This is a genomic window from Prochlorococcus marinus str. MIT 9201 (assembly GCF_000759955.1).
GTDB lineage: Bacteria > Cyanobacteriota > Cyanobacteriia > PCC-6307 > Cyanobiaceae > Prochlorococcus_A > Prochlorococcus_A marinus_G.
This window is the reverse complement of the sequence record NZ_JNAL01000015.1, coordinates 25,438-37,453: the sequence shown is the minus strand read 5'-3', so window position 1 is coordinate 37,453 and position 12,016 is coordinate 25,438. Positions and strand designations below refer to the sequence as shown.

At 32.7% G+C, this 12,016-nt stretch carries 12 protein-coding genes; 8 read left to right on the top strand and 4 right to left on the bottom strand.

The window, feature by feature from the left end:
- Window positions 1–31 precede the first annotated feature (31 nt).
- The 3 genes from EU95_RS02880 to pgeF are packed head-to-tail and all read left to right on the top strand — an operon-like array spanning window position 32 to window position 2,941.
- On the top strand, window positions 32–1,234 hold the full coding sequence (locus tag EU95_RS02880; protein WP_032522515.1) for a S1 RNA-binding domain-containing protein: 1,203 nt from the start codon (window positions 32–34) through the stop codon (window positions 1,232–1,234).
- The gene (locus EU95_RS02885) at window positions 1,231–2,136 is read left to right on the top strand and encodes a Tab2 family RNA-binding protein (RefSeq protein WP_032522514.1); all 906 of its coding nucleotides are present in this window, start codon (window positions 1,231–1,233) and stop codon (window positions 2,134–2,136) included. The genes EU95_RS02880 and EU95_RS02885 overlap by 4 nt, the downstream gene beginning before the upstream one ends.
- 22 nt (window positions 2,137–2,158) lie before the next feature.
- Window positions 2,159–2,941, top strand: a complete 783-nt coding sequence (pgeF, locus tag EU95_RS09465; protein WP_342665523.1) for a peptidoglycan editing factor PgeF — start codon at window positions 2,159–2,161, stop codon at window positions 2,939–2,941.
- A gap of 6 nt (window positions 2,942–2,947) precedes the next feature.
- Here pgeF and EU95_RS02895 read toward each other — a convergent pair whose 3' ends face one another.
- From EU95_RS02895 to hemH, 3 genes are all read right to left on the bottom strand, one after another.
- Window positions 2,948–3,298, bottom strand: coding sequence for a hypothetical protein (locus tag EU95_RS02895; RefSeq protein ID WP_032522513.1), 351 nt, complete (start codon window positions 3,296–3,298; stop codon window positions 2,948–2,950).
- A 68-nt stretch (window positions 3,299–3,366) separates the two neighbouring features.
- Window positions 3,367–5,130, bottom strand: a complete 1,764-nt coding sequence (gene ilvB, locus EU95_RS02900; protein ID WP_032522512.1) for a biosynthetic-type acetolactate synthase large subunit — start codon at window positions 5,128–5,130, stop codon at window positions 3,367–3,369.
- A gap of 136 nt (window positions 5,131–5,266) precedes the next feature.
- Window positions 5,267–6,442, bottom strand: a complete 1,176-nt coding sequence (hemH, locus tag EU95_RS02905) for a ferrochelatase (protein WP_032522511.1) — start codon at window positions 6,440–6,442, stop codon at window positions 5,267–5,269.
- Window positions 6,443–6,507: 65 nt separating this feature from the next.
- On the opposite strand from hemH, the gene EU95_RS02910 reads away from it, so the two are divergent.
- From EU95_RS02910 to EU95_RS02930, 5 genes are all read left to right on the top strand, one after another.
- On the top strand, window positions 6,508–7,677 hold the full coding sequence (locus EU95_RS02910; protein WP_032522510.1) for a site-specific integrase: 1,170 nt from the start codon (window positions 6,508–6,510) through the stop codon (window positions 7,675–7,677).
- A 33-nt stretch (window positions 7,678–7,710) separates the two neighbouring features.
- On the top strand, window positions 7,711–8,403 hold the full coding sequence (gene cobO / locus EU95_RS02915; RefSeq protein ID WP_032522509.1) for a cob(I)yrinic acid a,c-diamide adenosyltransferase: 693 nt from the start codon (window positions 7,711–7,713) through the stop codon (window positions 8,401–8,403).
- Between the two features lie 125 nt (window positions 8,404–8,528).
- The gene (gene pyrH, locus EU95_RS02920; protein ID WP_032522508.1) at window positions 8,529–9,233 is read left to right on the top strand and encodes a UMP kinase; all 705 of its coding nucleotides are present in this window, start codon (window positions 8,529–8,531) and stop codon (window positions 9,231–9,233) included.
- Window positions 9,234–9,255: 22 nt separating this feature from the next.
- A complete protein-coding gene (gene frr, locus EU95_RS02925; protein WP_032522507.1) occupies window positions 9,256–9,804 on the top strand; it encodes a ribosome recycling factor in 549 nt (182 codons plus the stop codon).
- Window positions 9,801–10,934: an NAD(P)/FAD-dependent oxidoreductase gene (locus EU95_RS02930; RefSeq protein WP_032522506.1), complete on the top strand. Its 1,134-nt coding sequence runs from the start codon at window positions 9,801–9,803 to the stop codon at window positions 10,932–10,934. The genes frr and EU95_RS02930 overlap by 4 nt, the downstream gene beginning before the upstream one ends.
- A gap of 24 nt (window positions 10,935–10,958) precedes the next feature.
- Here EU95_RS02930 and tal read toward each other — a convergent pair whose 3' ends face one another.
- Window positions 10,959–11,960 (bottom strand): transaldolase, encoded by a 1,002-nt coding sequence (tal, locus tag EU95_RS02935; protein ID WP_032522505.1) that lies wholly within the window; start codon window positions 11,958–11,960, stop codon window positions 10,959–10,961.
- Window positions 11,961–12,016 lie beyond the last annotated feature (56 nt).

Sequence of the window (12,016 nt, the reverse complement as noted above, 5' to 3'; positions counted from 1 at the left end):
TTAATAATTAATTATTCTTATTTTACCTACGATGGGAGCAAGTAATAAAAATGCCCAAGATAATATCCAACCAAAGGGCAATAAAAAACCTATTCAGGTACTTCACATAAGCAAGAAAGATTCTCAAGAAATAAATAATGAGCAAAACAATTCGCAAAAAGATATAAAAAAAAATATTGCAATCAAACCTCAAATCATCAAAGATAATTCTGTAAAAGAAATTGAGGACAGTAATGAAAAGACTAAGGATTTTGATATTTCTCAACAAGATTTAACGCAACAAGACTTAAATAGACCGCTTAATTTTTCTGAGCAAAATGCAGATTTTCAATTAGAAAGAACAGTTGATGAATTCGATTTTGATGAAAGTGCTTTTTTAGAGGCTTTAAATGCAAATGAGCCAATTGGGGCTACTGGAGAAACAATTTCAGGTAAGGTTATAGCAATCGAAAGTGATGGATTATATGTTGACATTGGTGGAAAGGCACCTGGTTATATGCCCAAAAAAGAATGTGGTTTGGGTGTCATAACTAACTTTAAAGAAAAGTTTTCTATAGGACTTGAAATGAAAGTTTTGGTTATCAAAGAACAAAATGCTGATGGAATGGTAACAGTGAGTGCTCGGGCATTAATTCTCAGGCAAAGTTGGGAGAAAGTATCAAGTTCCGCAAAAAATGGAGATTTAATTAACGTTTTAATTAATGGATTTAACAGAGGTGGGCTTACTTGCGATGTAGATGGATTAAGAGGATTTATCCCCAGATCCCAACTTGAAGATGGTCAAGATTATCAATCTTTTGTTGGCAAAAATCTAAAAGTGGCGTTTCTTGAGGTTAATCCAGAATCCAGAAAATTAGTTCTCTCTGAGAAGAAAGCTTCATTAGTGTCTAAACTTACAAGTCTAGAATTAGGTCAATTAATTGAAGGAGAAGTTTTAGCTGTAAAACCATATGGCTTTTTTATTGATTTAGGGGGAGCCAGTGGACTTCTTCATCAATCCTCATTAACAAATGGATCGATTCGTTCTTTACGAGAAGTTTTTAGAGAAGGGGAAATTATAAAAGCTTTGATATCTGAAATTGACCTCGAAAAAGGGCGCATTGGTCTCAATACAGCACTCCTGGAAAACTCTGCGGGAGAATTAATTATTGATAAGCAAAAAGTTATGCAAGAAGCTACAGAGAGAGCATTAAAAACTAAAGCACTCTTTAATAAAAAAGAACAAGATAAATGAACATCAACAAAAAAATAGAGTCAAGTCTTAAATTAAAAATTTCAGATTGGGAATTAGACTTTTACTCAAGACCAATTATTGAAGCAAGCGGGAAAAAAAGGTGGGAGTTAATTATTTGCTCTACAAGAAGTTATAAGACAGAAGATATTTTTCTTTGGAATAAAAAATGCCCTGCCAATGAAGTTAACTCAGTATGGCTTACAAAAGCACTTAATGAAGCAATAAGTGAAGCAAAAAAACAAGGGTGGGAGAAACCTTCAATAGTACGATTCTGGAGGTCTTCAATGAAATCGATCATTAAAAAATCTCTTGAGGCCCTTAGTATTGAGGCTATTGTAAGTAGGAGAACTTACGATTTATTAGATAGAATCGAATTTCTCGAGAGAGAGATTTATCCAAAGGAAAAAGGTTATGTAAGAGGTGTATTAGCCCCTACTTTTTCTTCTAAAACGGAAAACGCTCCTCAACCTCTACCAGAAGCAGTAAGGGGTGATGCTTTAACTATCTCTGAAATATCAATTGGCGAATTAAAATCAGCAGAAAATTGGCCTATAGAATTTGGAGATATTTTCCCAATTCAGCAAGATTTAGATGATAATTACTTAGTTCCAGGATTAAGACTTTTTAGCAAAGATAGATCTTTAGCACTTTCTGCATGGTTCAGTTGTTTAGAACCTATTAAATTAGTCATTAATAAGAACCAACTCATACTTGAAGCTTCAGAAGACGATAAGTGGCTGGTAACTGATTTACCAGAAAAAGATGCAAACATTTTGAATACAAAGTTTTTAAAGAATAAAAAAAATTCTTTTGGTTATCAATTTATTTCCATACAGTCAACACCATATATCGAAAAATTTGCAGGATTCTGGATCTTAAGAGATATTGAATTAATTACATAAATTCAGTTTAGGAGAAAGAACTATTCCTTACAAAGAAATATATTTCTCAAAAGATGAAATTTATATTCAAAACAAAAAATTTGAGTATTATTCATCACCCATTCTTAGTCAAAATAATTTCAAACATGCATACTTCACGAAGTCTTGCTCTGAGAAATTTCTTCAATTATTAGGGAATCACTTTAATGAAAATTCTATAAATTGTGTTTCCAATCAAATTCACAGTAATGTGATAGTGTTTGGATCTCATTCGCAAAAAGGAACTAAGACTGATGCAGATGGTCTTGTTGGCAATAAATGCAGTCAAAACTTATGGGTTTATACTGCTGATTGTATGCCAATATTTTTTGCAGATAAAAGGACAAGAAATGTAGCAAACTTACATTGTGGAAGAAAAGGTTTAGAAAAAAAAATAATAAAAAATCTGGTAAAAATTTTCGATACTTTTGGGACATCTAGAGATGACTTACTTGTTGCAATAGGACCAGCCATTTCCAAGGAAAATTATCTAGTTGATAAAATTACCCTCAAAGAATTTTATAGAAAGGCCGAAAACAAAAACATAACTATCAAATTGACTAAAACTAAAAAAGATTTTTGTTTTAATGATTCAAATCAATTCAGAGAGCAAAACTTAAATCAACTTGATCTAAAAAGATTTGCCTATAGACAACTTTTAAATGAGAAAATACCTCATACAAATATAGACATCTCAAATTTATGTACATACAAATTCAATAATGAATTTTATTCTTGGAGAAGGAGCAAAACAATCTCAAGACAATGGAATCTTATTTGCTCATAAAGATAATTAACTTGGACAAATTTCACTACTTAAGTTATTAGCGACTAATAATTCCGTCATCTCCTTAGTACCTTTAATATTAAAAACTTTGGCAATCAAAACATTCTCTTTGAAACCAAAAGGCTTTATTTTCACTTTGCTCCCCCTTGGGAATTCACTCTTAAGTAGATTAGTTGCTTGACTCTCATCATTTTGATTTACATCTACGCAAAATAATCCGATAGTTAAATTTCTATTTTGATCCCCCACCAAAATAGTATCTGAACTTTTAATTTGAAGAATTTCGGCCGAGTTTACTATTACAGGATTAAAGACAATCAAACAGATTATAATTAAGATTTTTGATAATTTTTCCAATTTAAAAATATCTAAGTTTTTAAAATTACTTTAAAGTTAATTTTTTAAAATGAGGAATTTTAATAAAATTAGTCTTCACAATTAACATATCCAACCATTTGAGCATTACTTTTACCAGGAGGGACCATTGGATAACAATTTTCACCTCTTCTGACAAGGATATTAATCAAGGCAGGGCCGTCATGATCAAGCGCATTTTTTAATTCATTCTGTAATTGTTTTCTATCAGAAATTAAATACCCTTTAACTCCAAAAGACTCAGCAAGTTTTACAAAATCAGGTTCACCACAACTCATATCAGATGAGGAATATCTTTCATCATAGAAACTTTCCTGCCATTGTCTTACCATCCCTTGCCAGCGATTATTGATAATAATCAATTTCACCTTTAGACCATATTGAGATAAGGTTCCTAATTCTTGAATATTCATTAAGACACTTGCATCTCCTGCAATACAAATTACATCTGAATTAGGTAAGGCTGCTTTTACTCCAATTGCCGCTGGCAATCCAAAACCCATGGTTCCTAAGCCTGCACTACTAATCCATTTTCTAGGAGAATTCCTAAGATATTGAGCAGCCCACATCTGGTGTTGTCCTACATCTGTAGTTATATAAGCTTCTGGTGAAAGTTCCCTTACTTTTAAAAGAACTTCCTGAGGATAAATTTCTCCTTCTTTAGGCGGGTCATATAAAGGGTGTTTATGTTTCCAAAAATCAATTTTTTCTAACCAGTTTTTCGTACGACAAGTAATTTTGTTTTTTAGAGATTGTTCATTAATTTTCAGAACAGCTTTTGAAACATCAGCAACAATTGCAACATCTACACGTCTATTTTTATTAACTTCTGCTGGGTCAATATCTATATGAATTACCTTTGCATTAGATGCAAAAGTATCTAATTTTCCTGTTACCCTATCATCGAATCTAGCTCCAATAGCAATTAAAAGATCACATTCTGTAACAGCAAAGTTTGCATAAGCAGTGCCGTGCATTCCTAACATCCCTACTGATAAATTATCTTTTTCATCAAATGCGCCTTTCCCCATTAAGGTTGTAGTAACCGGTATTTGATAATTCTTTGCCAAAGTTCTTATTTCATCATGAGCCCCTGAAGATATTGCCCCACCTCCTACGTATAGGAGAGGTCTTTCAGAATCTTCTATTAATTTAATTGCTTTATTAACATCGAAATCATTAATATCCCCATTCCTTTTAAATCCTTTAGGAACAATCTCACCAGGCAAAACTCTTTGGTAATTAAAGAACTCCTGACCTACATCTTTGGGTATATCAATTAAAACGGGGCCAGGTCTCCCAGAAGAGGCTATAAAAAAAGCTTCAGAAACTACTTTCGCTATGTCTGAGGGATCTCTTATTACCCATGAATGTTTCACTATTGGGAGGGTTATACCAAAAATATCAGTTTCTTGAAAAGCGTCTGTCCCTATAGCAGGTCTTGGGACTTGACCTGTAACTACAACTAAGGGGACTGAATCCATTTGAGCAGTGGCAATTCCAGTTACTAAATTTGTTGCCCCTGGACCTGAGGTCCCAAAACATACTCCTACTTCACCAGTAGATCTTGCATATCCATCTGCCGCATGAGAGCCTCCTTGTTCATGCCTAACCATATAATGCTTTAACCAACCTTCTTGTTCTGCCTTATGAACAGCATCATATATTGGTAATATTGCGCCTCCAGGATATCCAAATATAACTTTTACCCCATGAATTTTTAAAGAATCCATTAATGCATCTGCACCAGTTATCCAAACTGGATTGTCACGTTTTGAACTATCCTTTGAAAAAGATCTCGAAGTAAGAGTCACTAAAGAAATTCAATATTTACTATAAATTTTAAACTCAATTAAATACTTTTGCCTTATTTAGAAATGTAATGTCAGAAATGAATTAATAAAAATCTTTCAATAAATTTAAATATCTTGAAAAACTATAAATAAATCTCTATAAAATTCCTAGCTTATGTAAAGGTCCAGAGCCTGAAATAAGCTCAATAAAAAGTATCAGAAAAACAATCATGGCAACCCTTCCATTCCAAACCTCTGAGCTATTATTCCAACCCCATTGCCATTTTTCTTGGGGATAAAGTTTCACTTTTTCAGGCAACTGAGAAGCTTCTTCGATATTAACAAGAGGTCCTTCCAAGCAAGAAAACACAAGATCACTAAGGCCCTCAATAAAAGTCGGATGAGTATTAAGTGCTTTTACTCTACGAAAATTTTTAATACCAGCTTTTTCAGCAATTTCTTTATATTCAATATCAATTTCTTGCAATGTTTCAATATGCTCTCCAACAAAACTTATGGGAACAACAATAAGATCTTCAACATTTGAACTTCCAAGGTCAGCCAATACTTCTTCTGTATACGGTTTTAACCATTCAACTGGACCAACTCTACTTTGATAAGAAAGTGTATACGGGTTAGTATGCCCTAAATATTTTTCCAGCTCATTTATTATCAATAAAGAACAATCTTCAATTTGTTGCTTGTATGGGTCTCCAGCTTCCTCCACATAACTCTTAGGAACTCCATGAGCAGTAAAAAATATATGCGCATTTGAAGGTGATTCACAAAGTGAAATTTGTTCGGAAATTAGTTCGACCATTGATCTTAAATAACCTGATTGACTGAACCAACTTCTTACACATCTCATCGGGATTTTCTTAAAGTCATCGTCAGAGTCACGCAATTTTTTTAATTCCCTAAAACTTGAACCACTAGTACTTATTGAAAAATGTGGATACAAAGGCAAAACAACAACTTGATCTATCCCATCTGCTTTCATATCAGCAATCGCTGATTCAGTAAAAGGATGCCAATACCTCATAGCAATATAGGTTGTAGCATTCAACCCTTTATCCCTTAAATTAGATTGTAATTCTCTTGCTTGTTGTTCAGTTATCCTTCTAATGGGAGAACCTCCTCCTATAGAGAGGTAGGCCTGTTGTGAAGTAGTACTTCTTAGAGTACTAATTAACCAAGCTAGAGGCTTTTGAAAAGCAGGAAATGGTGTCCTGATTATCTCTGGATCAGAAAAAAGATTATATAAGAATGGACCAACATCTGTAATGCGTTCGGGCCCTCCTAAATTCATTAGTAAGACGCCTATTTTATCCATTTAAAATTTATGGAGATTGAAAATCAACATTAAAAACGTCATTATAGAGTCAATTATAGAAGTAAATGAACGTAATTCAGGAAATTAATAATATCAATGATAAATTTGCTACTAAGGGCAGCAAGCTTAGAATTGAAAAAAGGGGAGAGAAATTAAATATTAGAGGTTCACTTCCTTCTAAAGAAGATAAAAACAACTTTAAAATTCAAAGAATATCTCTTGGTATAAAAGCTGATATATATGGATTGGAAGAGGCTAAAAAAAAATTACAACTAATCAATTTGCAACTGGAATTAAATCAATTTGATTGGATTAATTGGAAAGGCAACCCTAATAAAAGGCGAATAAGAAATGATTTTGAATTTCCCAATAAATTAAATCAATTTGAAGAATTTTTTTTTAAAGAAAGCAAGAGTGAATATCTAACCAGCACCAGAAAAACAACTTGGAAGAGTTCTTATAAGCCTTATCTGAAAAGAATTCTTGATATTTATAATTGTTCTAAGAATGAAGCTTTAGATAAAATTTTTCAAAAAACACTTGAAAGCTACAAAAAAGGTAGCAGAAGTAGGAAACAATGCGCCACTTCTCTAAATGTTTTGGCTAAATACTTGGATATTCAACTTCCAGAAGATTGGAAATTAAATTCTAGAGGATATGGTCTTAACAAAGCAGGATTTAGGGATCTCCCAAAAGACGAGTTAATAGTCAAGCTTTGGGAGAGAATCCCAAATAAATCTTGGAAATTTGTTTTTGGTTTAATGGCAACATATGGATTAAGAAATCATGAAGTATTTTTTTGCGATTTAAGTTCTTTAGTGAATTTGGGAGACAAAATTATTAGAGTTCTACCTACGACGAAAACAGGGGAGCATCAAGTGTGGCCTTTCCATCCGGAATGGGTAGAAAAGTTCGAATTATCAAAACTTGGTGAGAATCCAGAACTACTGCCAAATATTAATAGAGACCTTAAAATCACAACCCTGCAAAATATTGGCAAAAAGGTTACAGACCAGTTTAAGCGTTACTCTTTACAAATAAAACCTTATGATCTTAGACATGCTTGGGCAGTAAGAACAATTTTTTATGATTTACCAGATACAGTTGCTGCCAGAATGATGGGACATTCAGTTAGCCTACATACTGAAACTTATCACCATTGGATTACCAAAAGAGATCAACAACAGGCAGTTAATAATGCACTCTTAAAAGTGAAGAGAACTAAAAGTATTTAAAGATTTATAATCACTTAATAAAACTATATTTACATGCAAGAAGAACCTTTATCTTCCGAGAAAATATTCAACCTCGATAATCAAGCTAAAGAAATCGGTATTGGAGGAAAAATATCGCCAGAGAGCAATGAGAGCTCATATAAAAAAAGGATGCAGCAAAGAAAAGATATTCAAACTGAAAGATTAAAAATGAGAAAAACCAAAAAAGGTTTATTGATGGTTTTTACAGGAAATGGTAAGGGTAAAACAACTGCAGCTTTAGGAATGGCCTTAAGGACAATAGGTCACGGTTATAAGGTAGCAATTATTCAATTTATTAAAGGGAGCTGGACCACTGGAGAAGAAAAAGCATTAAAAAATTTCTCTTCAAATATATCTTGGCATGCATTAGGCGAAGGATTTACTTGGGAAACACAAGATAGAATTAGGGATGAACAATTAGTTAAAGGGGCATGGCAACTAGCCAAAGGATATATAAAAAATGAATCTTATAAACTCATAATCCTTGATGAAATTAATATCGCTACAAAACTTGGCTATCTTGATTCACAAGAAATAATTACTTTTTTAAAAAGTTTAAATAATAGAAAAAATCATATTGTTTTAACTGGAAGAGGAGCATCAGATTCTATTATCAATTACGCAGATTTAGTTACAGAAATGAAACTGATCAGACATCCATTTAAAGAACAAGGAATAAAAGCACAAAGGTGTGTCGAGTTTTAGTCTGAGCAAATTATTGTTTTATTATTTTAGAAGGGTTTAGAAATGTTTAAAGACGCAAGCAAAATCTGAACAAAAAATAAATTTGGTGCATTTACTTGCTAAGGTCTTAAAAGTACAATTATTGAATGAATTACAAAAGAGTTCTCTTAAAGCTTAGTGGTGAAGCACTAATGGGTGAAAAACCTTATGGTATTGATCCTGCTATAGTTCAATCAATTGCAGAGGATGTTTCAAAAGTAGTCGAAAATCATGTAGAACTTGCAATTGTTGTTGGGGGTGGGAATATTTTTAGGGGACTTAAAGGCTCTGCAGATGGCATGGATAGAGCTACGGCTGATTATGTAGGGATGCTCGCAACAGTAATGAACGCGATTTCACTTCAAGATGGTTTAGAGAGAGTAGGAGTAGCAACCAGAGTTCAAACTGCAATAGAAATGCAGGAAATTGCTGAACCCTATATCAGAAGAAGAGCTATGAGACACCTTGAAAAAGGTAGGGTTGTAGTTTTCGGAGGTGGTTGCGGAAATCCATTTTTTACCACTGATACTACAGCAGCTTTGAGGGCAGCAGAGATAAACGCTGAAGTTGTTATGAAGGCTACTAAAGTTGATGGAGTATACGATCGTGATCCTAATCAATTTAAAGATGCAAAAAAATATTCCTCTCTCAGTTATCAACAAGTTCTTAGTGATGAGATTGCAGTAATGGATAGTACTGCGATTGCACTTTGCAAAGATAATAATATCCCAATCATGGTTTTTGATATATTCAAAAAAGGGAATATTTCTAAAGCTGTTGCTGGAGAGCCAATAGGCTCTTTAATTAGTTAAAGATCATCTAATTTTTTTAATTATGAAAGAAAAAGAAATTCAAGAAAATATGAACAAAAGTATTGAAGCTACTCAAAGAAACTTTAATACAATTAGGACAGGGAGAGCTAATGCTTCCTTGTTAGACAGAGTAAGTGTTGAGTACTACGGAGCAGAAACACCAATCAAATCTCTTGCAACTATAAGCACTGTTGATTCACAAACAATTTCAATACAACCTTTTGATATCTCATGTTTACAAGCGATAGAGAAATCTATTTCTATGAGTGATTTAGGTATTACTCCAAATAATGATGGGAAAGTAATAAGAATAAATGTTCCTCCTTTAACAGAGGAAAGAAGAAAAGAATTTTGTAAATTAGCATCTAAATATGCAGAGGAAGGGAAAGTAGCTTTAAGAAATATTAGAAGAGATGCTGTTGATAAAGAAAAAAAAGACGAAAAAGATGGTCTTATTTCTATTGACGAATCGAGAGATAATCAATCTGAAATTCAGAAAATTACTGATAAATATATTTCTTTAATAGAAACTAAATTGTCTGATAAAGAGAAAGAAATTCTAAAAGTTTGATAGCATTCGACGTTGTAATAATTGGTGGAGGTTTATCAGGGTCTTCCACCGCTCTTAACCTATCAAAGAAAGGATATTCTGTTTTAATTATTGAAAAAGAAAAATTCCAAAATTACAAACCATGTGCAGGAGGGATGGCATCTTCAATGCAAAGATTTCTTCCTTTAGATATAGAAAATGTCATAGAATCTAAAATTAAAAATGTTGAATTCAGATGGAAGGCTGCAGATAATGTGACTGCTGATCTGACTGGTGAATCTCCATTTTGGATTATTAAAAGAGAGAAACTTGATCAATTATTACTTGATGAATCCTTGAATAATGGAGTTCAAATAATGAGACCATTATTGATAGAAAAAATTATAAAAAAAAATGATAAATGGGAAATTATTTGCGAAAACAAAATAAAATACATTTCGGAATTTCTTGTTATTGCAGATGGGTCTCAATCCAAATGGGCAGGATATTTCAATTTAGGTCCAAGAAAACCAAAATTTGCAAACACTATCTCATTAAGATTGAAGGGATTAGGTGAAATACCGAGAGATGTAGTTAGATTTGAGTTTGGATTTATAAAATATGGTTTTGCATGGGCATTCCCCCTAAAAGAAAGCTTAAATATTGGTTTAGGTACTTTTATAAATAATGGTCTTTTAAAAAACCAGTCTGTAAATAAACAGGTAATCAGAAGCTTCGGATTTGATGACTTTCCTAATAAAACGATTAGTAAGAAACTGAGAATATGGAATGGCTTCCACTCAATTAATGGTGACAAAGTTTTAGCGGTTGGAGATGCAGCATCTCTATGTGATCCATTTTTAGCTGAAGGGATTAGACCATCTTTAATTAGCAGTTTTTATGCTGCAGAATACATAGATCAGTGTCTTTCAGGAAAAACAGATGATTTAAATATTTATACGAAAAAAATTAATAACATTTGGGGCAAATCAATGGCTTGGGGGAGGAGAATAGCCCAGGTATTTTATAGATTTCCTAGAACTGGATACCAATTAGGTGTCAAAAGAAAAACAGCACCAAAACGTATTGCTCAAATATTATCAGGAGAAATGAGTTATGAGGATATTGCAAAAAGAGTTATCAGGAGACTTTTAACAAAAAGTGGAACATAATTATTTTTCAATTCAAACTTAAATTTAGTTAGCAGAAATTAATTTTTGATTTTTAATTTCTGAATATCTCTTTAGAAGAAGTTCTTCCAATTCTTCTATAGCTTTACTGAATCCAGTGATACCCTCACTAAGCTTCTCACTCGCCATCTGATCTTCTAACATACTTAACCTGAAATCTTTTTCTTCAAATTCGTAGTCAATAGAATTATTTATTTGGGTACTTACATCTAATTTTCTAATTAACTCTCCTTTTTCTTTTTTCAGTTCTTCAAGAAATTTTGGAGCGATTGTCAAAAGATCGCAACCTGCTAATTCTTTTATTTCATCAAGATTTCTAAAACTCGCTCCCATCACTTCTGTCTTGAATCCCTTTTCTTTAAAGTACTTGTAGATTTGTGTAACCGAAATAACACCAGGGTCTTCAGCACCAACAAAACTAGTTTTGCCAGTTTTTGCTTTATGCCAATCCAATATACGGCCAACAAACGGAGAAATTAGAGTTATATTTGCATTAGCGCAAGTAACCGCTTGGCAGAAGTTAAAAAGTAAAGTTAGGTTGCACTTAATACCCTCTTTTTCCAAAATTTCAGCTGCCTTAATTCCCTCCCAAGTTGCAGCTATCTTAATCAAAATTCTTTCCTTTTCAATTCCAAAATTTTTGTAGAGATTAATTAATTTTCTTGCTTTTTTTACAGTGGCTTCAGTGTCAAAACTTAGTCTTGCATCTACTTCTGTAGATACTCTCCCTGAAATAATTTTCACTATTTCTTTTCCAAAAAATACTGAAACTTGGTCAATAGTTTCTTTAATTAATTCAATCTCAGAGAATCCTTGGGGCAATGCATTTTCTGAACTTTCCAAAGCCTTATCAATTAATTTGACATATTCAGGTTTCTTAGCAGCAGCAAGTATAAGTGATGGATTGGTAGTAGCGTCCCTTGGTTGAAATTTCTTTATCGAATCTAAATCGCCAGTATCAGCAACAACAACAGTCATTGAGGCCAATTGTTCTAAAATTGATTTCATATCTAGATGATCATATATATATAAACTAGCTTCTATTCCTTATGAAATCATCAGAT